Origin of the sequence: Devosia sp. LjRoot16 (assembly GCF_964252795.1) — a bacterium.
Taxonomy (GTDB): domain Bacteria; phylum Pseudomonadota; class Alphaproteobacteria; order Rhizobiales; family Devosiaceae; genus Devosia_A.
On record NZ_CAXUPH020000003.1, the window covers coordinates 149516 to 170370 of the forward strand.

Consider the following 20855-nt stretch of genomic DNA (forward strand, 5'->3'; position numbering starts at 1 on the left):
CTTGTACTTTGCGACCTGTTCGTCGACCCGCACCTCCTCAAGTAGCTGCCCGTCGACCTGCCTTCCCTACTTGAGCGGACCACTGATTTGGCAAATGACTTTTCCGGGTTGGGCCTTAGCGCCAAGGTGATCGATGCGGTTGCCGCATCCGGCTACACCAAGCCCACCGATATCCAGGCGCAGGCTATCCCGCATGTCCTGCAGAAGCGGGACATCATCGGCATCGCACAGACCGGCACCGGCAAGACCGCGTCGTTCGTGCTGCCCATGCTCACGCTGCTCGAAAGCGGCCGGGCCCGCGCCCGCATGCCGCGCACGCTGATCCTCGAACCGACGCGCGAACTCGCAGCGCAGGTGCACGAGAACTTCGAGAAGTACGGCAAGAACCACAAGCTCAGCGTTGCCCTGCTGATCGGCGGCGTCAGCTTCGAAGACCAGAACCGGGTGCTCGATCGCGGCGCTGACGTGCTGATCGCCACGCCGGGCCGCATGCTCGACCAGTTCGAGCGCGGCCGCATCCTGCTCACCGGCGTCGACATTCTCGTCATCGACGAGGCCGATCGCATGCTCGACATGGGCTTCATCCCCGACATCGAGCGCATCTGTGGCCTGTTGCCACCGCGCCGGCAGACGCTGTTCTTCTCGGCCACCATGCCGCCGGAAATCCAGCGGCTGACCAGCCGGTTCCTGCGCGACCCGATCAAGCTCGAGGTCGCCCGCCAGAACTCGACCGCCGAGACCATCGAGCAGCGGATCGTCCGCGTCTCCGGCAAGCCGGAGGAAAAGCGCGACGCGCTGCGCCGCCTGATCCGTGGCGAAGAGAACCTCAAGAACGCGATCATCTTCTGCAATCGCAAGCGCGATGTGGCCACCCTCGCCCGCTCGCTGGAGCGCCACGGCTTTTCGGCCGCTGGGCTGCATGGCGACATGGACCAGAAGAGCCGCATGGAAACGCTCGACAGCTTCAAGACCGACAAGCTGCAGCTGCTGATCGCCAGCGATGTGGCGGCCCGCGGCCTCGACATCCCGGCGGTGAGCCACGTGTTCAACTTCGACGTGCCGACCCACGCCGAGGACTACGTGCACCGCATCGGCCGCACTGGCCGTGCCGGCCGCTCGGGTGTCGCCATTACGCTCGCCACGCCCTCCGACGGCAAATATGTCGATGCCATCACCAAGCTGATCGCCAAGGATATTCCCGAGGTGAAGCTGGGCGGCGGATCGGTCGAGCGTTCCGAAGCGACGCGCACCGAGGAACGCAGCGAAGTTCGTTCGCTGCGTGACGGTCGCGGTCGCCGCGGTGGCCGCGGCTCGCGCGAAAACGCAACGCCGGTCGAAGCCGCTGCGGTACAGGAAACCCAGCAGCCGCGCGAGGAACGGAGCGAGCGGCCTCGCCGCCCCGCTCGCAACGATGCGCCTCGCAACGACAACAATCGCAGCAATGGTGGCGAAAAACCTGCCCGCGAACCGCGTCCCCAGCATGTCGAAGGCATCGTCGCCGATTCGCCTTTCGGTTCTGACGGTCCGATCCCGGCCTTCCTGCTGCGGAAATAGCCGCGATCTACAGAACTTCCACGGCGATCTCAGTAGAATTGCTAGCAGATCGCCGTGTTTTTACGCCCCGTTAATGCCGAACAACTGACAATGCCGGCCGAACAACCGGCAGGAGCCGGGCTTGGGGGAACGGTGTCAGAACAGGAATTCAGACGCGCCCTCGGTTATGCCAATGCGGCGCTGGACCTGCTGAAGCGGGCCACGATTCCTCCGTACCCGCAGTTCTATGAACTGCTCTACACCTATGCCACTGGCATCAATCCGGCGCTCAACGCCCGCGTCAACGCCATCTTCCGCGACGGACACCCGACCGCCGATATCGCCGAGCGGCTTTACAACGAGTTCCTCCGGGCGCAGGACGCCAACGAACGCATCTCCAGCGTATCGCAGCGGATGTCGAACCGCATCGTTGCCATTCACGATGCCATCGACACCGCCATGACCACGGCCGGCGCCTACTCGGCCTCGCTCCAGGTTGCCAGCGGCGACCTCGGTTCGGACGAGTTGGATGCCACCAAACTGCGGACCCTGGCCGACGCGCTGCTGGCGGAAACCCGCCGCATGCAGGATGCCAACCATAAGCTCGAAATGAACCTGGCCGCCTCGCGCGACGATATCGAGGCGCTGCAGCGCGATCTCGACGATGTCCGCCGCGAGGCACTGCTCGATCCGCTCACCAAGGTCTACAACCGCAAGGCCTTCGACGACGGGTTGCTGCGCGCCGTGAGCCGGGCCGAAGAACACGGCGACCACATGTGCCTGATGCTGATCGATATCGATCACTTCAAGCGCTTCAACGACACCTGGGGCCACCAGACCGGTGACCAGGTGCTGCGCCTCGTTGCGATGACGCTCAAATCCAACATCAAGGGCCGGGACATCGCCGCCCGCTATGGCGGCGAGGAATTCGCCGCCGTGCTGCCCGATACCGACCTCGAAGGCGCGGTGATCCTCGCCGACAACATCCGCAAGGCCATCCAGGCCAAGGAACTGCTGAAGCGCTCGACCAACGAGAAGCTCGGCCGCGTTACCGCTTCTTTCGGCGTCGCCATGTACCGCGCCAGCGACACGCCCTCGACCCTGATTGAACGCGCCGACCGCTGCCTCTACGCCGCCAAGCATCGCGGCCGCAACATGGTGGTCGGCGAGACCGAGCTGGGCGACGAGGACATCGTCGCGGCGTAGCGGCTAGCCGCTCCGAGCGGAGCGAGGAGCGACCTAAGCCGCCACCGTCTCCACCCCCAACGACCGCAGCGCGTCCCAATAGCCCGGATAGGTCTTCCCGACGCAGTCCGGATCGAGGATGGTGATCCCGCCGATCTTCAGCGCCGCCAGCGCAAAGCTCATGGCGATGCGGTGGTCTTCATAGGTCTCGATGCTGGTCCGCTCGTTGCGGTGCCTGAGCTCGCTGAGCCGCGGGTCGGACGAAACCACCAGGTCGTCGCCTTCTTCATGCGCGAGGCCCGGCCGGATGCGGTTAAGCTCGGTGGAGAGCGCCGAGATCCGGTCGCATTCCTTGACCCGAAGGTTGGCAATACCGACGAAGCGCACCGGCGTCTCGTTGAACGCCGCGAGCACGGCGAGGGTCGGTACTGCGTCCTGCATCTGCGAGCCGTCGATCACACCGGGCATGCACGGAAACATCCGGATCAGCTTGGCCGCCTCGGCATCGGGCTGGGTGAACGCTTCCATTGGCACGCCCAGGTCGATGCTGCCGCCGGTCAAGGCTTCCGCCGCCCACAGGTAAGTCGCCGCCGAAGCGTCGGGCTCGATGTGGAAATCGCTCGCCTGGTAGCCGGTGGGCTGCACCTGCCAGGTCATTTCATCGAGCTGCTCGACGCTGGCGCCGAAGGCCCGCATCGCCGCGAGCGTCAGGTTGACATAGCCGCGGGCATCGAGATCCTTGCCGGTGAGCGCCACCTCGATCGGGCCCTCGCCAAACGGCGCTGCCATCAGCAGCGCCGAGACATACTGGCTCGAGAGCCCGCCATCGATCTCCACCCGGCCGCTGCCGAATGAACCGGTGCCATTGATCAGCACCGGCGGGCAGCCGGTCTCGCTCGTCGCATCGATGCCAAGCGAGCGCAGTGCCACCAGCAGCGGCTCGATCGGGCGCTTGCGCATTGCCTCGTCGCCATCCACCACCACCCTGCCCTCGACCAGCGACACCGCGGCCGTCAGGAACCGTGTCGCGGTGCCGGCATTGCCGAGCACCAGCGGTTCGGCCGGCGCCTTCAGCGTACCGTCGCTGGTGACGACGAAGCTCGTCGCATCCGGCTCCTCGACGCTGACGCCCATCTGGATCAACGCCTTCGCCATCAGCGCCGTGTCCTTGCTCTTCAGCGCCCCGGTGAGCCGGCTCGTGCCCTTCGCCAGCGCTGCCAGCAGCAGCGCGCGATTGGTGATCGACTTCGATCCCGGCGGGGTCACCCGGCCGACGAGCGGGTGGTCAGGCGGAACGATCGTCAAAGCCTCGAGCTTTGAGGAAGCGGCAGCGGTCAATGGAGAACTCCGTCAGGCAGCGGCGCAACGGCCGCACTCACTCCGGCAGGGCCGGACACATCGATCTGTCGATTTGGCCCGGGCGTCGCCGGGGTGAGGTTGAAGCAAGCCAGATGGATGTAGCGGATTGCGCCACCTTTTGCCAAGCCCGTCGTTATGACAGCGCCCTGGCCCCAAACTGGATGTCATCCCAGCGAAAGCTGGGACCCAACTATCCCCAAGCGCAGGCTGAGAAATGGGTCCCAGCTTTCGCTGGGATGACACCGAGTGTGAGCAGATGCAGGAGGCAAAGCCTCAAATCAGGCGTGCGCCCGAGCCTCAGCCAGCGCCTTGAGGTCGGCCGGTTTCAGCTGCACGCTTTCGCCGCAGCCGCATTCGCCGGTCTGGTTCGGGTTCTTGAAGGTGAAGCCGGATTTGAGGATGTCTTCCTCGAAATCCATCACCGTGCCGAGCAGGAACAGCGTCGCCTTGGGTTCCACATAGACGTGGACGCCCTTTTCCTCGATGTGGTCATCGCCCTTCACCGGCTCGCCGACATAGGCCAGCGTGTAGGACTGCCCGGCGCAGCCGGCATCCTTGATGCCGACGCGCACGCCCACCACCGGGGTGGCGCTATCCTCGATGATCTCGTTGATGCGCTCGACGGCGGCATCGGTGAGGCTCATGATCTTCAAAGGCATCGGCTGCGGACCTTCATCGTAACAAGACGATATATAGACCTAAAGCGCAGAACTTACCACCAGTTCAGCGCCACCTGGGCTTCTTCGCTCATCCGCGAAGCGTCCCATGGCGGATCGTAGACCATGTTGACGGTAACGTCCTGGATGCCCTCGACGTTGCGCGCCGCGTTCTCCACCCAGCCCGGCATTTCGCCGGCCACCGGGCAGCCCGGCGCGGTCAGCGTCATGTCGATGGTGAGGTTGCGGTCGTCATCGAGGTCGACCTTGTAGATCAGCCCGAGCTCGTAGATATCGACCGGGATTTCCGGGTCGTAGACCGTCTTCAGCGCACCGATCAGGTCACGGGTGATCCGCTCCACGTCGTCGGCGGGAATCGCCGCACCGACATTGGGCGTAATCCGAGGCGCGTCGCCGGCATTCGGCTCGGTGGCCTCGACCTCGGGAGCAATCTCGTTCACTTCGTCAGACATATCAATTCCTTAGACGATCCCGTTTCACGCCCTCAGGCGAAGAAGCTCCGCGCCTTTTCGATACCCTCTACCAGAGCATCGATATCGTCCTTGCCGGTATATAGGCCGAAGGAAGCCCGGCAGGTAGAGGTAACGCCGAACCTTTGTAACAGCGGCATGGCGCAGTGCGTTCCGGCGCGCACCGCGATGCCGTAGCGATCGAGAATGGTCGAGACGTCGTGCGCGTGCGCGCCCCTCACCTCGAACGAGAAGATGCCGCCCTTGCCCGGCGCCGTGCCGATCAACCGCAGTGAGTTGATCCGCCCCAGCCGCTCCATCGCGTAACCGGTGAGTTCCGCTTCATGCGCCTGCGCCGCCTCGCGCCCGATGCCCTCGACATAGTCGATAGCGGCGCCGAGCCCGATCGCCTGGACGATCGGCGGCGTACCGGCTTCGAAGCGGTGCGGCGGCTCGTTGTAGGTGACGGTGTCGCGGGTGACGGTGTCGATCATCTCGCCGCCGCCCTGGTAGGGCTGCATGTCGGCAAGCAGGTCATAGCGCCCGTACAGCACGCCGATGCCGGTCGGCCCGTAAAGCTTGTGGCCGGTGAAGACGTAGAAATCGACGCCCAGGTCCTGCACATCGACCTTGAGATGCACGGCTCCCTGGCTGCCATCGACCAGCACCGGGATCTTTCGTGCGTGCGCGATTTCGACGATCTGTTTGATCGGCGTCACCGTGCCCAGGACGTTGGACATGTGCGTGATCGCCACCATCCGCGTCTTCGACGTCAAAGCCGCCTCGAACGCATCGATGTCGAAGCTGCCGTCGTCACGCACATCGACCCATTTCAGCACCGCACCCTTGCGTTCGCGGTGGAAGTGCCACGGTACCACGTTGGAGTGGTGCTCCATGATCGACAGCACGATCTCGTCACCCTCCCCGATCCGCGGACCGAGGAATGACGCGGCGACGAGGTTGATCGCCTCGGTGGCCGAGCGGGTGAAGATGATCTCTTCGGGTCGGCTGGCGTTGAGGAACCGCCGCGTCGCCTCTCGCCCGCCCTCGTAGGCTTCGGTCGCCCGGTTAGCGAGCGTGTGGAGACCACGATGCACGTTGGCATAGGCGTGCCGATGCGCCCAATCCATCCGGTCGAGCACCTGGTTCGGCTTCTGGGCCGAGGCGCCGCTATCGAGGTAAACTAGCCGGTTGCCGTGGATCTTCTCTTCGAGGATCGGGAAATCGGCGCGGATCTTGGCGAGATCGAAACTCATTTGCCCGCCAGCCATCCCTCGATCACTGCGGTCAGCGCCTCGTTCAGCGCCTCATCCTCGATCGGATCGACCAGTTCGGCGAGGAAGGCCCGCACCAGCATGGTCTCGGCGTCGGCTTTCGCGATGCCGCGGCTCGTCAGGTAGAACAGCGAATCTTCATCGAGCTGGCCGCAGGTCGAGCCATGGCCGCAGACCACGTCGTCGGCATAGATCTCGAGCTCGGGCTTGCAGAGGATTTCCGCTTCGTCCGAAAGCATCAGCCCCTGGCTCATCAGCTTGGCGTCGGTCTTCTGCGCATCACGCGCCACCACCAGCCGGCCCTGCACCACGGCCTTGGACCGTCCACGGGCAATCGACTTGAACAGCGGCTTGGACGAAGTGTGCGGCACGGCGTGCAGCGCATCCATGGTGATATCGGCGTGCTGCCCCTCGGAGACGAGGTTCAGCCCGGTGATGTCGGCATGGGCGCCGGCGCCTTCGTAGCGCGGGAACAGCTGCGTCCGGCTCAGCGCCGCACCGGCGTTGATGATCAGTGTCCTGAGCTGTGCGCCCTCGGCAAGATGGTACTCGTTCGAGGCGAAATGCGTCGCCTTGGCCGCGGCCAGGTTGACGGTGATGTGGGTCACCTTGGCGTTCTTGCCGAGCGCCAGGTAGGTCGCGTGGTTGCCGAGGTGCGCCTCCTCGCTGCCCGCATAGGTCTCGACGATCACCGCGCTGCTGTCATCGGCGACGAAGATCTTGGCGGCGCTGGTCGAATGCCCGGCGGCGCCTTCGGTGCGGCGATCGATCTGGATTACCGGATCGACCGAACCGTCGAGGTCGAGCGTCAGGCATTCTTTGGTCAGCGCCATGTTGAGACGCGTAACCACATCGTCACGCGTCGATAGCACGCCGCCTGCCGCCTTGCCGACGATGACGCCGGCAGGCGCCGTGCCGGTGTCCTGCACCACGCCATTGGCGATCATCAGCTGGTAGGCGCCGGCGACGCGCAGCGCCGGAGCGCTCGCTTCGGTGGCGGCGGCAGCGAGTTCCGGAACCGCCCGCAGCAGCTGCTTCAGGTCGGTGTAGTGGTAAGCCTCGACGCGCCGCGTCGGCAGCCCGGCGCCGGTCAGGCGCTCGGCTTCCGCAACCGCACCGGCGGCCGTCAGCTGGTCGATGAGCTTCAGTTCAGCCGGCCCAAGCCGGACGGGGACATGCATGGTCATCGGTCCTTACGCCGCCGCTTCGTCGAAGCCGGCATAGCCCTTGGCTTCCAGTTCCAGCGCCAGCTCCTTGCCGCCGCTCTCGACCACGCGGCCATCGGAGAACACGTGCACCACATCCGGCACGATGTGGTTCAGGAGCCGCTGGTAGTGGGTGATCACCAGCATCGAGCGGTCGGGACTGCGCAGCGCGTTGACGCCTTCCGACACCACCTTCAGCGCATCGATATCGAGGCCGGAATCGGTTTCGTCGAGGATGCACATCTTGGGCTTCAACAGCGCCATCTGCAGGATCTCGGCGCGCTTCTTCTCGCCGCCCGAGAACCCGACATTGAGCGCACGCTTCAGCATATCGCTGTCGATGTGCAGCGCCTTGCCGGCATCCTTGACCGCCTTCATGAAGTCCGGCGTCGACATCTCGGTCTCGCCATTGGCCTTCCGCTTGGCATTCAGCGCCGCCTTGAGGAAGGTCATGGTGGCGACACCCGGGATTTCGATCGGGTACTGGAAGGCGAGGAACAGGCCGGCCGTAGCACGGTCCGAAGGCTCCATCTCGAGGATGTTGACGCCATCAAGCAGCACTTCGCCGCCGGTGACCTCGTAGTCTTCCTTACCGGCCAGCACATAGCTCAGCGTCGATTTGCCCGAGCCGTTGCGCCCCATGATCGCATGTACTTCGCCCTTGGGGACGGTCAGGTTCACGCCTTTGAGGATTTCGCGTTCCTCGATGCGAACGGTGAGGTCGCGGATTTCGAGCATGGGGGTGGTCATTTCACTTCTCCGATATTTTCGCCGTCCCAGTAGTCGAGGCTCGCTGCCTCACGTGCGATGTGCCGAAGCGACGATTTGTCGGTCGGGTTACCGCTGGTCCGGGAAAAGACGCCAAACTTGTTTGAGTCCGGGTACTCGCATACCTCGGTCGCGGCCATCGTCGAGATGCCGAAATACCGAAGCACGCCAGTGCCGGTGTTGATGATCTGATGCGCTGTCGAGCGGTCGCCTGCCGGGGCACCCAGCACGTCGCCGGCCTTGATAGCGTGGCTGTCGGCGCCGTAGCGGTAGGTGCCCTCGCCTTCGAGCACGATGAACAGCTCGTCCTCGACGTGATGATTGTGGAACGGGCAGCTCGACTTGCCAGCAGGCACTTCGTTGTAGCTGATGCCGAGGTTGCGCAGCCCCAGCAGCCGGCCGAACGAGGCATCCGACGACTGGTAGTTGGCGCCCTGCGTCCAGCTCTCGAGCTGCAGTTCAGCGATGTTGAGGAGGGGCTTATTCACGGTGCCGCCTCGTTCGATACACGGCCTGACCGGTAATCCTCTGCTGTGTGCAGCGCGTCGCCCTTGCGGGACGCGAGGCCGATGAACAGGCCCATGCCCGAGGCAGCCAGCACCACGAAGATCGCGATGCCCAGCAGCGCCGAGCCCGCAAGCGCAAGGCCAAGGAATGCGAGCCCGCCAACAGCCATACTGGCGACGAACGCCCAGGCCACGAGCCAGCCCTCGCGGCTGACCGGGGTCATCGCATTGCGCGGGTGTCCGACAGGAAAGCGCCGGGCGAACCAGTATTTAGCCATGGTTCTCGCCCTCGGTGTCTTCGCCGTCCCAGTAGCCGAACGGCGTCAGCTTGCCGGCGGTGCTGAAGATCGACATCGGCTCTTTGTCATTGCCATGCGCGATATCGACGGCGATCCGGCCACTATCGGGGTATTCGGTCACATCGGCGCGGCCGTGATTGGCGAAGGCGATGTAGCGCAGCTCCGCAGCGCTGCTGTTGATGATCTGGTGCGCTTCGCCACCGGCCGGAGCGCCGATGCAGTCGCCCGCCTTGATCGGCAGCCGCGCTTCGCCCACCCGATAGGTGCCGGTGCCCGAGACGATGAAGAACAGCTCGTCATTGCCATGGTGCCGGTGGTACGGCCAGGCCGTCTTGCCGGCCGGCACCACATGCAGCGTCGCGCCGATCTGCTCGGTACCAATGGCCGCGTCGATATCGTGGAGCCCCACCTCAAAGCGATTGCCCACCTTGAGCCACTTGAGCTCAAGATCGGCCACGTTGACGATGTTGTGGGGCGAGGACGTCATCAGCCGACGCTGCCCTCGAGCGAGATCGAGATCAGCTTCTGCGTTTCGACCATGAACTCCATTGGCAGGTGCTGCAGCACATCGCGGACGAAGCCGTTGACGATCAACGCCACCGCTTCCTCTTCCGAGAGGCCGCGCTGCATGCAGTAGAACATCTGGTCGTCGGAGATCTTGCTGGTCGTCGCCTCGTGCTCGAACACGGCCGAAGCGTTGCGGCTCTCGATGTAGGGCACGGTATGCGCGCCGCACTTGTCGCCGATCAACAGGCTGTCGCACTGCGTGAAGTTACGGGCGCCCTTGGCCTTGGCGTGGGCCGAGACCTGACCACGGTAGGTGTTGTCCGAATAGCCCGCCGCGATGCCCTTGGAGATGATCCGCGAGGTGGTGTTCTTGCCCAGGTGCAACATCTTGGTGCCGCTATCGACCTGCTGATAGCCGTTCGAAATGGCGATCGAGTAGAACTCGCCCGACGAGTTGTCGCCGCGCAGGATGCACGAGGGGTACTTCCAGGTGATCGCCGAACCGGTCTCGACCTGGGTCCAGCTGATCTTGGAATTGTCGCCGCGGCAGTCGCCACGCTTGGTGACGAAATTGTAGACGCCGCCCTTGCCGTCCTTGTCGCCCGGGAACCAGTTCTGCACCGTCGAGTACTTGATCTCGGCGTCCTTGAGGGCGACGAGCTCGACCACCGCGGCATGCAGCTGGTGCTCGGCGCGCGCCGGCGCCGTGCAGCCCTCGAGGTACGAGACGTAGGCGCCTTCGTCGGCGATCAGCAGGGTGCGCTCGAACTGGCCGGTCTTGGCCTCGTTGATGCGGAAATAGGTTGAGAGCTCCATCGGGCAGCGGACGCCCTTGGGGATGTAGCAGAACGACCCGTCAGTGAAGACCGCCGAGTTCAGCGTGGCGTAGTAGTTGTCGGACACGGGGACGACCGAGCCGAGATACTGCTTCACCAGGTCGGGGTACTCGCGGATGGCCTCCGAGATCGAGCAAAAGATGATGCCCATCTTCTCGAGCTCGGCCCGGAAGGTGGTGCCGACCGAGACGGAATCGATCACCGCATCCACGGCAACCTTGGGCTGCTCGATGCCGGCCAGCATCTCGCGCTCCTTCAGCGGCACGCCGAGCTTCTCGTACATTTCCAGCAGCGCCGGATCGATCTCGTCGAGGCTCTTGGGCCGGTTCGAGCTCTTGGGCGCCGCGTAGTAGTACATGTCCTGGAAGTCGATCTTGGGGTAGTGCACCTTGGCCCAGGTCGGCTCGTCCATGGTCAGCCAGCGCTTATAGGCCTCCAGCCGCCACTCCAGCATCCACTCCGGCTCGTCCTTTTTGGCCGAGATGAAGCGGATCGTGTCTTCGTTCAGGCCCTTGGGAGCCTTGTCGACTTCGAGCTGAGTTTCGAACCCGTACTTGTATTTCTCGACATCGAGCGCGAGTACCTTTTCAACGGTATCGTTCTCGATCTCTTCCTTCAAAGTCGGGATGTCGTAACGGGCCATCGTCTTCTTCCTATGCTGCGACACGGCGGGACTTGTGACGTCCGACCACTTCGCCAAAACCCTTCAGATAAGCTTCGACGTCCTCGATTGAAGAGGACCAGCCGAAGCTCACACGCATTGCACACTCGCCGAGCTCTGCCGGCACACCCATGGCGGCGAGCACATGGCTCGGGCCAACCTTGCCCGACGAGCAGGCGGAACCCGACGAAACGGCGAGACCAAGCAGGTCCAGCCCCATCATCGCCACCGCATTCTTCAACCCCGGCACCGCGAAGTTGGTGACGTTGCCGATCCGGTCGGCCTTCTCGCCGAAGACCACCAGGTCCGGGGCAATCAACCGCATTCCGTCCTCGGCCGTCCGCACCAGTTCGCTGACATTGGCCTGGTAGAACCGCTGGGCGAACACCTCAGCTGCGGCGCCAAACCCGGCGATTGCCGCCGCCGACTCCGTACCGCCGCGCCGCCCGCTCTCCTGGCCCCCACCGGGGATCAGTCGAACCTGGTCGGCGTGGCCTTTCATCAGCAGCGCCCCGATACCGGCGGGGCCGCCAATCTTGTGGCCACTCACCGCCATCATATCGGGTGCACGCGAGGCAAATTCGAGCCCCACCTTGCCAAAGCCCTGCACCGCATCGACAAAAAGATAATGCGGGCTCGGGCCGACCAGCACTTCGATGCGATCGACCGGCTGGATAACCCCGGTCTCGTTGTTGACGAGGTGCACCGCCACCAGCAGCCGCATCCCGACGAGGTCCGCCGCGGCCAGCGCCGACGCGATCTCCTCGAGCTTGATCACTCCATCGGCATCGAGGCCGACCTTCTTGATCGGCAGGCCGGTCGCCTCTGCGGCCTTGAGCACGGCAGCGTGCTCGCCCTCCGAAACGACGATGGCATCGACATTGAACGCCTTGGCGCCGCCGACAATGGCCTGGGTGATCGCTTCGGTGGCCGAGCCGGTGAACACCACCTGGTCGCGCTCGGCCCCGGTCAGCCGCGCCACCTGGGCGCGCGCCTTGTCGATCACCGCACGCAGCGCCCTGCCCTCAGCATGCACCGACGAGGGGTTGCCGACGAGGTCGAGCGCCCCGATATGGGCAGCGCGAGCCTCCGGCAGCAACGGCGCCGACGCATTGTGATCGAGATAGATCGACTGTCGCGCCATAGATCCGAGACCCGCCTCATCCGCTTCGAAAGGCCGCCTGCGACGCCGGAGCGCCGCACGTGCCTGAAACAAATCTTGAAATCGGGCGCTCACTTTCTCTACAAGGAGCGCTCACCAGCAACCGGAAGCGGTTGGACCACCACCTGCCGCCTTCGAAAACCCAGTTTAGAATTATTCGAAACTGGAGTTTTCGGCCCATGTTTTAGGCAGCGGCGCAGCATTCGTCAAGCCGAGAGACCGGCCCGCGCGCGAGGCATGAGCCCAGCGCATAGAGGTTCGGCGGGGCGCCAAAAAGAACGGGCCCAAATAACGGGCAAGGAAACGACCTTATGCCAGAAGTCATCTTCAACGGACCCGAAGGCCGCCTCGAGGGGCGCTACCAGCAGGGTAAGGACCCGAACGCTCCGATTGCGATCGTGCTGCATCCGCATCCGCAGTTCGGCGGCACGATGAACAACCAGATCGTCTACAACCTGTTCTACATGTTCGCGCAGCGCGGTTTTTCGGTGCTGCGTTTCAACTCGCGCGGCGTCGGTCGCAGCCAGGGCCTGTTCGATCACGGCATCGGCGAACTCTCGGATGCCGCCGCGGCGCTCGACTGGCTGCAGTCGCTCAACCGCGAGTCGCGGGGCTGCTGGATCGCCGGCTTCTCGTTCGGCGCCTGGATCGGCATGCAGCTGCTGATGCGCCGCCCCGAGGTCGAAGGCTTCATCTCGGTGAGCCCGCCGGAAAACCTCTACGACTTCTCCTTCCTCGCCCCCTGCCCGTCCTCGGGCCTGATCATTCACGGCGACAAGGACCGCGTCGCGCCGCCGCAATCGGTGCAGAAGTTGGTCGACAAGCTGAAGACCCAGAAGGGCATCACCATCGAGCAGCAGCAGGTCGAGGGCGCCAACCACTTCTACGAAGGCAAGATCGACGAACTCACCGAACGCTGCGCCGACTATCTTGACCGGCGCCGCGCGGAAATCGCGGCGGGCAAGGGGCGCTAGCCATACGCCCCGGACCTCCTCCTTCGGAAGGCTCGGGGATGAGGTCCTCATGGGGGTAACCTGCCCCCATGACGAGCCGGTCGATTACATAGGGCAAGCCGATGGCCGCCAAGTTCAAGTCCGATTTCCTGAACGTCCTCGATCAGCGAGGCTTCATCCACCAGATCTCCGATCCCGAGGGGCTCGATGCCCTGGCGGTGAAGGAACGCATCACCGGCTATGTCGGCTACGATGCGACGGCGACCAGCATCCACATCGGCAACCTGATCACGGTGACGATGCTCTACTGGCTGCAGGAAACCGGCCACCGCCCCATCAGCCTCATGGGCGGCGGCACGTCCATGGTTGGCGATCCCTCATTTCGCGATGACCAGCGGAGCCTGCTCAGCGTCGAGAAAATCAAGACCAACATCGAGAGCATCAAGCAAGTCTACTCGCGTATCCTCCGCTACGGCGACGGCCCGACCGACGCCATCATGGTGGACAATGCCGATTGGCTGCTCAAGCTCAACTATGTCGAATTCCTGCGCGATGTCGGCCGCCACTTCTCGGTCAACCGCATGCTGAGCTTCGACTCGGTGAAGCTGCGGCTCGATCGCGACCAGTCGTTGAGCTTCCTCGAGTTCAACTACATGATCATGCAGGGCTACGATTTCACCGAGCTCAACCGGCGCTACGGCACGGTGCTGCAGATGGGCGGCTCCGACCAGTGGGGCAACATCATCAACGGCGTCGACCTGAGCCACCGCATGGGCGGCCCGCAGCTCTACGCCCTGACCACGCCGCTGCTGACCAAGGCTTCAGGCGAGAAGATGGGCAAGTCGGCCTCCGGCGCCGTCTGGCTCAACGGCGAGCTCTTCAGCCCCTATGATTTCTGGCAGTATTTCCGGAACACCGAGGACGCCGATGTCGGCAAGTTCCTCAAGATCTTCACCCGCCTGCCGCTCGATGAGATCGAAAAGCTGGCGTCGCTGGGCGGTTCGGAACTGAACGAGGCGAAGAAGGTATTGGCGACGGAAGTCACCGCCATCGTCCATGGCCGCGAGGCCGCGGAGCAGTCAGCGTCGACCGCTGCCGCCACCTTCGAGGCGGGCGCGCTCGACCTGTCGCTGCCGACCGCCGAGGTCTCGAAGTCCGACCTCAACGCCGGCATCGGGCTGCTCGCCGCGTTGGTCACCGCCGGTCTTGCCGCATCCAACGGCGAGGCGCGCCGGCACATCCAGTCGGGTGCGGTTCGCGTCAACGATGAGCCGGCAACCGACGAGCGTGCCTCCCTGGGTACGGCCGCCTTGCTGCCGGAAGGCGTGATCAAGCTCTCGGTCGGCAAGAAGAAGCACGCCCTGCTGAAGCCGGTCTAAGCGAACTGAAGTGCGGTTCAACGAACCGCACTTCACCTCTCACCTCAACGGGTCACCAGCACCGGGATGGCGGTGTGCGCCAACACATTGTTGGTCTGGCTGCCGAGCAGCAGCCGGCCGAGCCCGCGGCGGCCGTGCGAGCCCATGACGATCAGGTCCGCCCCCACCGAATTGGCGGTCGAGATAATGCCGTCCGCCGGGAAGCTGTCATTGACATAGACCGTCTTGGCGCTGACGCCGGCGGCGCTGGCCGCAGCCTGAGCCTTGGCGAGCAGTTCCTTGGCCGCGGTTTCCTGAGCCTCGATCAGCTCCGGAATGGGGTCGAACGCCGTGCCGGCGACCGTGGCATAACCGCCGCCGAGTACAGCAGTGGGCTCCGTCACGGTGACGATGGTCACCGCCGAGCCGAGCGCCTTGGCGAGACCGAGTGCGTGGTCCAATGCCCGCGAGGCGAGTTCCGAACCATCCGTTGCGACGAGAATATGTGCGTACATTTTGTGTACCTCCGCACCATCATGTGGAGATCGTAAGCCGTTGCGCCAACCTATACTTTGATCGAAATCAACCTATCCGGGCAGATCACTTGATCTGCCCCGGCATCACTCGACGCGCGGGATTTCCTTGGCCCGGTACTCGAACATCCGGCGGAACGCGCCGGGCACCAGCGCCGACATCGGGTTGATCTTGAAATCCGGCTTATCCAGCGGCCCGCGCACCGCGAAGGTCACTCCGAACAGCCCCTCGCCATCGCGTCCCGCCAGCGGTCCCAGGAGCTTCGAGAACGCGTTGTTGAGCCCGAACAGCGGCACATAGGTGCCGGTAATGTCGTACTGCCGCTTGTCGGTGTAGATGAAACCACGCGCCGTGCCGCCCACCGTGGCGCCGGCCAGCACTGCATCGGTGATCTCCACCCGGTCGCTGCGCCGCACGAACTCCGCCTCAGCGCTCTTGAACTCGAGCTTGTTGGAGCGCGCGATCATCTGCTTCGATTGGGAGTGGTTGCCGAGAATCTGCGCCACGTTGCCCTCGTTGACGAAAGCGAAGTTGCGCAGCGAGAACTGCCCGACATCGATCTTCTGGTCATTGACCGTCTGGACCACCAGGCTGCCGGCGCCGCCCTCGACATTGGGGTAGACGTTCATCAGCCGCAAAAGCGTGCCCAGGTCGTTGAACGCCACCGACATCACCTTGCCGTCCGGCGTCGGGTTGGTGGTCACCGAGACGCTGCGGTTGCCGCCGAGATTGGCCTGCAGGTTCACCCGCTGCAGGTCCGCCCCGCGCAGCACCAGGTCGAGGTTCACGTTGAACGCCGTGGTCTTGTAAAAACCCAGCGCCCGCTTCAGTTCGAGATCGACCGCGATGGTCTGGTTGTTGACCGCCGTCGCCTGCGGACCGCCGGTCGAATCGCCCGACAGGCTGAAGAAGCGCTGCAGCATCGGCTTGAGATCGAGCTGATCGCCGCGCAGCCGCACCTGGTAGCCGTTGCGGATCGGCGTCAGCGAAATCTGCGCCTGATCACCTGGACTGAGCGCGAACGAGGTGAACTCGGCCGATTGCAGGCCTTCCTTGAGGTCGAAATCGAGGCTGCCCTCGAGCTTCACATCGCCGAAACCGAGATCGAGGTCGTTGATGGTAACGGCGTCGCCGGCAAGCTTGATCTGCGCCTCGGCCGTTCCTTTGACACCCGCCGCCTTGCTGATGCCGAGGTCCTTGACGCTCAGGCTGGCGTCCTTGAGGTCCGCCGCAAGCTGCATGCTGCCATCGCTGAGCGGCTTCACCGAAATGGTCAGCGGCCCGTTGAGGAAGGCCGAGGTATCGACGCCAAACTTCTTGAACGCGTCGGAATCGACCTTCGCCGTCAGCACCACGTCCGGCTTCTTGGGGTCGAGCGTCCCCATGGCGGAGATCGCGGCCGGCACCCCGTCGAGCTCGGTCGTACCGCTTACGTTGAACCCGGCCTGGGTCAGGCGGAACTGCAACTGCCCCTTGCCGACGCTATGGCCCTGGATCGGCGAGGCGGTCTCGAGGTCCTGCAGCGTGCCGTTGACCACATAGTCCATGGTCCGCGGCTTGTTGGTCTTTTTGTCCGTGACGAAGGTCGCCACCAGTCCAAGCGACACCTGGCCCTTCAGCACATCGAGGTCGATCGGCAGCGCCGCCTGCTGCAGCGCCTGCGGCTGGTTGGTCTTCACCCAGTCGATCAGCGCCGGGATGCTGCCGGACAGATCTCCGGAGATCTCGTACACCGCCTCGGTGTCACTGTTCGAGCCGATGATGAAGCCGGCATTGGCAATCGAGATGTTGCCCTTGGAGGTCGGAATCGTCGCACCGTCACCGGAAATCTGGATGTCGGCGTCTTTGAGGCTGAGCTTCATCTCGCCTTCGATGGTGATCGGATCCATTGTGTCGAGCGCTTTGATCTTGACGCCGACGCCGACGATGTCGATCGACATCGCGTTCTTGGGCATCGGCTTGTTTTCCCCCGGCTCGCCCAGCGAGCCGACCGGGAAGTCGTAGCGCATGGTCGACTTCTTGATCCGGCCGCCGACCACGTTCTTGACGAACCAGTCGCGCGACTCGCTGGCGAGGAAGGCCGGCCACAACCGCTTGAGGTCGTCGGCCGACAGGCCGTCGCCGGCGATGTTCATCTCAAAGCCCGTGCCGCGTCGCACCATGTCGATGCGCCCGGTCGAAACCAGCTTGCTGCCGTCGGCCTTCTTGGCCTCGAACTGGTCGATGCCGGTGGCGCCGTAGAGCGGAGCCGACCAGCCCTGGAAATTCACCTCCGAGAACGGCGCTTCGGGCATCCCCTGTTCGTTGGCGATGGCGACATCGCGCGCCGCCACCTTCATGCCGACGATCGGTCCGTAAAGCGGATCGAGGCCAAGCTTGAACACCCCGCTGACCGTGCCGCTGCTGCCGGCGATGCTCACCTGCATCTCGCCCATGGTGAACTGGCCGATCGAAGGATCCCATACAACCTCGGCGATCGATGTGGCGATCGGGAAGAACTGGCCGTTGACCCGCACGTCCATGCCGGTCAGGTCGACGTGGAACAGCCCGTCGGTGATCTTCTGCGTGTCGGTGAAGCCGACATCGATCGATACCGATGCGGTGCCGACCACCGAGATCGCTGTCTCCTGCTCACCCACGAAGGGGGCAAAGGCGCCGGGGTCGAGGTTGGTGATCGAGGCCTTGAGGCGCGCCCCGCCATCGTCGGTCTCGACCCACTCGAGAATGCCGTTCATCACCGACCCGCCGATCCCGGCGGAGAAGTTGCCCGAGGCCGATTTGCCGTCGGCGTTCGGCGCGATGTCGATGTTGATCTCGGTGAAGTGGCGCAAGACGCCATAGAGCGCGTCGTTCATGTCGAGCGCACCGTGTTTGACCACCAGACGGGAGAAATTCCCGAGCTTGGCCTGTTGCACGATGCCGGCAATGCCTTTGGCGGCCGCCTCGAGGTTGTAGACCAGCCAATCATTGTCGGAGCGGATGCCGAGGCTGGCCTCCGGCACCTGCCCCTTCACGTCGACGCCATCAGGCGACAGGTTTACCTCGGGGAACTGATCCTGCCCTTCGATGACCCGCACCGTCCGGCCGCCATCCGGCTCGTCCACGTACTCGAACTTGGCGAGGCGCGGACCGAACAGGTCCTGGTTCACCTGCAGGTGTGGACCGACGATCGTAACGGTGGCGCCCGGCTGCCCGACCAAAGCCCTGAGCGGCGAGAAGCCGACCTCGAGCGCATCCATGCTCACCGTGCCGCCGGTCTTCACATCGGTGAAGGTGACCGGCTTGAACTGGATCACCGGCCAGACGAAGCCTTCAAGCGCCAGCGCCATATCACCCAGCTCAAGCTTGCTGCCTGATGGCATCGAGCTGAGCACCAGGTTGCGCACCTGCGAACTGACGAACGGCAGCGGGATCGGGGTCACGAGCAGCACGGCGTACATGACGACGAGCAGGATAACAGGCGCAGCGACTGCCGCCGCTGCGATCCTACCCAGGATGCGCCATGCCGAGCGCTTGCGGAGCTGGGAGCCAGGGGCTGGAGTAGGTTTCACTGCTTTCCGACTTGAGGCCGCTCGCTTTGCCGCCCTATCCTAGAATCAAACCGAGCAGCCGTTCACTGCCAGATGATACCGGCTGCAATATGGCACTAACACCCACTGGATGCGCGGCTTTTCCGGCGTTTTCCCGTCTACCGCATTGGACCACATGACCCTTCCTGCTCCCGGCACCCCGGCCCCGGACTTCGAACTTGTCACCGACAGCTACGAGAAGTTCCGCCTGTCGGATCATCTTGGCCACCCGGTCGTGCTCTACTTCTACCCACAGGACGATACCGAGGGCTGCACGCTCGAGAACATCGAGTTCACCGACCAGATGCCTGAATTCAGGCGGCTCGGCGCTGTCGTCGTCGGCATTTCTCCCGACACGGTGGAAAAACACTGCTCCTTCCGCGACAAGTACAATCTTGGCGTCATCCTCGCCGCCGACCCCGAGCGCAAGGCCATCGAGGCTTACGGCATCTGGCAGCTCAAGAAGCTCTGGGGCGTCGAGTACATGGGGGTGAAGCGCATCACCGTGCTGATCGACCCCGATGGCAGGGTCGCCGAAGTCTTTCACGCCACCCGCATTAAGGGACATGCCGAAAAGGTGCTCGCCGCGACACGCGCGCTGGTCGCCAAGGCTGGGGCCCCGCCCGCCAAACCCAGGCGCAGCAAGGCTTGAACGTCACGCCGGCGCGCCCTTTTCGCGTTTGTTAACCCTAACGGATCATGATCGGGACCAGTGAAGTGGCGTCCCGGAGTATGGCGGTGCGTACGAAGTCGAGTGGCGTTCAGCCGGCCGCCCAGCCGGTCATCAAGGTGTTCGGCGCTCCCCCGCAGAAGGCGAAACGGGAGCCCGGCTTCCGGCCCGGCCTGTTCTACCTGGCTTTCGCAGCGCTGTTCGGCACCAACGTCCTGACCCTCGTCGGCTTCCTGATGGCTCCCGATATCGCTGCGCTGCTCAACGGCCAGAACGACGTGGTCGTTTCGGCCTATGAGGACCGCATCGCCCAGTTGCGTGTCGAGGTGGATCGCCTGCATTCGCGGCAGTTTGCCCAGGCCGGCGATATCAACCTGCAGCTGCAGGAACTGACCCAGCAGCAGGAAGTGCTGCTCGAGCAGCATCAGCTGGTGAAACAGCTCGCCGCCAAGGCCGCCGAACTCGGCATCGAAACCGCGGCAACCCAACCGCTTGAAGACGACGCCACGCCGCTGGCCGCGCTCGCTCCTGTCGCCGCAACCGGCGACCTCGCCGAGGTCGGCGCCTCGATGACCCGGATGATGGACGACAGCCGCATGGCGCTGGCCGCGCTGTCGGTCTCCGCCACCGAATCGACCGACACCATCCTCGACGTGCTCGGCGGCCTCGGCATCAAGCCGAACATGCCGGACGGGCTTACCGATGCCGTCGGCGGCCCCTACCAGCCACCGGTCGAGGGCGGCGACGCCAGCGGCATCGTCGACGACGCCAACGACGTCTACCTCGCACTGGCGCGCTTCAAAGCCGCCCGTGGCGCGATCGACCTGGCGCCGATCCACAAGCCGATGGATTCGCTCAGCCGCATCAGCTCGACCTTCGGCAACCGCAAGGACCCTTTCACCGGTGGCCGCGCCTTCCACGCCGGCCTCGATTTCCCCGCCCCCAAGGGCACCACCGTGCTCAGCGCCGGCTACGGCAAGGTCACCTTCGTCGGCGAGAAGTCCGGCTACGGCAACCTGGTCGAGGTCACGCACCTCACCGGCCTTGTCACCCGCTACGGCCACCTCAGCGCCTTTCTCGTCAAACAAGGCCAGGTCGTGAACACCGGCACGCCGATCGCCAAGGTCGGCTCTACCGGCCGTTCCACCGGTCCGCACCTGCATTTCGAGGTGCGCCGCAAGGATGTTGCGGTTGATCCCGGCAAGTATCTGGCAGCCGGCAAGCGGCTGGCGCGTTTTCTCGGGGCATAGAGCGCCTTCAGGAAATTGCAACGCCGCAACGCGTCCGGCAAATCAGCCATGCATTCGTCCAAGACCAGCTAGTTGCTCTGGTTTTTCGCGGGGGACGGGT

General features: G+C 64.2%; 19 protein-coding genes. 6 read left to right on the forward strand and 13 right to left on the reverse strand.

The window, feature by feature from the left end:
- Positions 1 to 87 precede the first annotated feature (87 nt).
- Both ACSQ23_RS15095 and ACSQ23_RS15100 read left to right on the forward strand, forming a co-directional pair.
- The gene (locus ACSQ23_RS15095; RefSeq protein WP_436091087.1) at positions 88 to 1554 is read left to right on the forward strand and encodes a DEAD/DEAH box helicase; all 1467 of its coding nucleotides are present in this window, start codon (positions 88 to 90) and stop codon (positions 1552 to 1554) included.
- Between the two features lie 132 nt (positions 1555 to 1686).
- Positions 1687 to 2739, forward strand: coding sequence for a GGDEF domain-containing protein (locus tag ACSQ23_RS15100; protein WP_436091088.1), 1053 nt, complete (start codon positions 1687 to 1689; stop codon positions 2737 to 2739).
- 33 nt (positions 2740 to 2772) lie between these two features.
- On the opposite strand, the gene ACSQ23_RS15105 is transcribed toward ACSQ23_RS15100, so the two are convergent.
- From ACSQ23_RS15105 to ACSQ23_RS15155, 11 genes are all read right to left on the reverse strand, one after another.
- Positions 2773 to 4056, reverse strand: coding sequence for a 3-phosphoshikimate 1-carboxyvinyltransferase (locus ACSQ23_RS15105; protein ID WP_436091089.1), 1284 nt, complete (start codon positions 4054 to 4056; stop codon positions 2773 to 2775).
- 299 nt (positions 4057 to 4355) lie between these two features.
- Positions 4356 to 4736 carry a HesB/IscA family protein gene (locus ACSQ23_RS15110; protein WP_056000106.1) on the reverse strand — a complete coding sequence of 127 codons (381 nt, stop codon included), beginning with the start codon at positions 4734 to 4736 and terminating at the stop codon, positions 4356 to 4358.
- A 53-nt stretch (positions 4737 to 4789) separates the two neighbouring features.
- Positions 4790 to 5206 carry an SUF system Fe-S cluster assembly protein gene (locus ACSQ23_RS15115; protein ID WP_082528236.1) on the reverse strand — a complete coding sequence of 139 codons (417 nt, stop codon included), beginning with the start codon at positions 5204 to 5206 and terminating at the stop codon, positions 4790 to 4792.
- 32 nt (positions 5207 to 5238) lie between these two features.
- Positions 5239 to 6459: a cysteine desulfurase gene (locus ACSQ23_RS15120; RefSeq protein ID WP_436091090.1), complete on the reverse strand. Its 1221-nt coding sequence runs from the start codon at positions 6457 to 6459 to the stop codon at positions 5239 to 5241.
- Complete coding sequence (gene sufD, locus ACSQ23_RS15125; protein ID WP_197421276.1) at positions 6456 to 7658, reverse strand: Fe-S cluster assembly protein SufD; 1203 nt, start codon at positions 7656 to 7658, stop codon at positions 6456 to 6458. Before sufD ends, ACSQ23_RS15120 begins: the two co-directional genes overlap by 4 nt.
- Before the next feature lie 12 nt (positions 7659 to 7670).
- Positions 7671 to 8420, reverse strand: a complete 750-nt coding sequence (gene sufC, locus ACSQ23_RS15130) for a Fe-S cluster assembly ATPase SufC (protein WP_055882555.1) — start codon at positions 8418 to 8420, stop codon at positions 7671 to 7673.
- Positions 8421 to 8428: 8 nt separating this feature from the next.
- The gene (locus ACSQ23_RS15135; RefSeq protein ID WP_436091091.1) at positions 8429 to 8938 is read right to left on the reverse strand and encodes a cupin domain-containing protein; all 510 of its coding nucleotides are present in this window, start codon (positions 8936 to 8938) and stop codon (positions 8429 to 8431) included.
- Complete coding sequence (locus ACSQ23_RS15140; protein ID WP_436091092.1) at positions 8935 to 9234, reverse strand: hypothetical protein; 300 nt, start codon at positions 9232 to 9234, stop codon at positions 8935 to 8937. Before ACSQ23_RS15140 ends, ACSQ23_RS15135 begins: the two co-directional genes overlap by 4 nt.
- The gene (locus tag ACSQ23_RS15145; RefSeq protein ID WP_055881940.1) at positions 9227 to 9742 is read right to left on the reverse strand and encodes a cupin domain-containing protein; all 516 of its coding nucleotides are present in this window, start codon (positions 9740 to 9742) and stop codon (positions 9227 to 9229) included. The genes ACSQ23_RS15140 and ACSQ23_RS15145 overlap by 8 nt, the downstream gene beginning before the upstream one ends.
- On the reverse strand, positions 9742 to 11241 hold the full coding sequence (gene sufB / locus ACSQ23_RS15150) for a Fe-S cluster assembly protein SufB (protein WP_436091093.1): 1500 nt from the start codon (positions 11239 to 11241) through the stop codon (positions 9742 to 9744). Before sufB ends, ACSQ23_RS15145 begins: the two co-directional genes overlap by 1 nt.
- A gap of 10 nt (positions 11242 to 11251) precedes the next feature.
- Positions 11252 to 12403: a cysteine desulfurase family protein gene (locus ACSQ23_RS15155; protein ID WP_436091094.1), complete on the reverse strand. Its 1152-nt coding sequence runs from the start codon at positions 12401 to 12403 to the stop codon at positions 11252 to 11254.
- Between the two features lie 329 nt (positions 12404 to 12732).
- Between ACSQ23_RS15155 and ACSQ23_RS15160 the strand changes: the two genes are divergently transcribed.
- Positions 12733 to 13395, forward strand: coding sequence for an alpha/beta hydrolase (locus ACSQ23_RS15160; protein WP_055049272.1), 663 nt, complete (start codon positions 12733 to 12735; stop codon positions 13393 to 13395).
- A gap of 101 nt (positions 13396 to 13496) precedes the next feature.
- The gene (gene tyrS, locus ACSQ23_RS15165; protein WP_055881949.1) at positions 13497 to 14753 is read left to right on the forward strand and encodes a tyrosine--tRNA ligase; all 1257 of its coding nucleotides are present in this window, start codon (positions 13497 to 13499) and stop codon (positions 14751 to 14753) included.
- A gap of 44 nt (positions 14754 to 14797) precedes the next feature.
- Here the strand turns inward: tyrS and ACSQ23_RS15170 are convergent, their stop codons facing one another.
- Positions 14798 to 15247, reverse strand: a complete 450-nt coding sequence (locus ACSQ23_RS15170) for a universal stress protein (RefSeq protein ID WP_055881952.1) — start codon at positions 15245 to 15247, stop codon at positions 14798 to 14800.
- Between the two features lie 105 nt (positions 15248 to 15352).
- Positions 15353 to 18706 carry a hypothetical protein gene (locus tag ACSQ23_RS15175; protein WP_436091095.1) on the reverse strand — a complete coding sequence of 1118 codons (3354 nt, stop codon included), beginning with the start codon at positions 18704 to 18706 and terminating at the stop codon, positions 15353 to 15355.
- Positions 18707 to 18971: 265 nt separating this feature from the next.
- On the opposite strand from ACSQ23_RS15175, the gene ACSQ23_RS15180 reads away from it, so the two are divergent.
- A complete protein-coding gene (locus ACSQ23_RS15180) occupies positions 18972 to 19487 on the forward strand; it encodes a peroxiredoxin (protein ID WP_436091096.1) in 516 nt (171 codons plus the stop codon).
- Between the two features lie 86 nt (positions 19488 to 19573).
- Entirely contained in the window at positions 19574 to 20755 is a 1182-nt protein-coding gene (locus ACSQ23_RS15185) for a M23 family metallopeptidase (protein WP_162247956.1), read from the forward strand.
- Positions 20756 to 20855 lie beyond the last annotated feature (100 nt).

What these genes read in the sequence shown, in the direction of transcription:
- ACSQ23_RS15110 (WP_056000106.1), bottom strand. Translation starts at nt 4,736, where the DNA reads ATGCCTTTGAAGATCATGAGCCTCACCGATGCCGCCGTCGAGCGCATC.
- ACSQ23_RS15115 (WP_082528236.1), bottom strand. Translation starts at nt 5,206, where the DNA reads ATGTCTGACGAAGTGAACGAGATTGCTCCCGAGGTCGAGGCCACCGAG.
- ACSQ23_RS15120 (WP_436091090.1), bottom strand. Translation starts at nt 6,459, where the DNA reads ATGAGTTTCGATCTCGCCAAGATCCGCGCCGATTTCCCGATCCTCGAA.
- sufD (WP_197421276.1), bottom strand. Translation starts at nt 7,658, where the DNA reads ATGCATGTCCCCGTCCGGCTTGGGCCGGCTGAACTGAAGCTCATCGAC.
- sufC (WP_055882555.1), bottom strand. Translation starts at nt 8,420, where the DNA reads ATGCTCGAAATCCGCGACCTCACCGTTCGCATCGAGGAACGCGAAATC.
- ACSQ23_RS15140 (WP_436091092.1), bottom strand. Translation starts at nt 9,234, where the DNA reads ATGGCTAAATACTGGTTCGCCCGGCGCTTTCCTGTCGGACACCCGCGC.
- ACSQ23_RS15145 (WP_055881940.1), bottom strand. Translation starts at nt 9,742, where the DNA reads ATGACGTCCTCGCCCCACAACATCGTCAACGTGGCCGATCTTGAGCTC.
- sufB (WP_436091093.1), bottom strand. Translation starts at nt 11,241, where the DNA reads ATGGCCCGTTACGACATCCCGACTTTGAAGGAAGAGATCGAGAACGAT.
- ACSQ23_RS15155 (WP_436091094.1), bottom strand. Translation starts at nt 12,403, where the DNA reads ATGGCGCGACAGTCGATCTATCTCGATCACAATGCGTCGGCGCCGTTG.
- ACSQ23_RS15160 (WP_055049272.1), top strand. Translation starts at nt 12,733, where the DNA reads ATGCCAGAAGTCATCTTCAACGGACCCGAAGGCCGCCTCGAGGGGCGC.
- tyrS (WP_055881949.1), top strand. Translation starts at nt 13,497, where the DNA reads ATGGCCGCCAAGTTCAAGTCCGATTTCCTGAACGTCCTCGATCAGCGA.
- ACSQ23_RS15170 (WP_055881952.1), bottom strand. Translation starts at nt 15,247, where the DNA reads ATGTACGCACATATTCTCGTCGCAACGGATGGTTCGGAACTCGCCTCG.
- ACSQ23_RS15175 (WP_436091095.1), bottom strand. Translation starts at nt 18,706, where the DNA reads ATGTACGCCGTGCTGCTCGTGACCCCGATCCCGCTGCCGTTCGTCAGT.
- ACSQ23_RS15180 (WP_436091096.1), top strand. Translation starts at nt 18,972, where the DNA reads ATGACCCTTCCTGCTCCCGGCACCCCGGCCCCGGACTTCGAACTTGTC.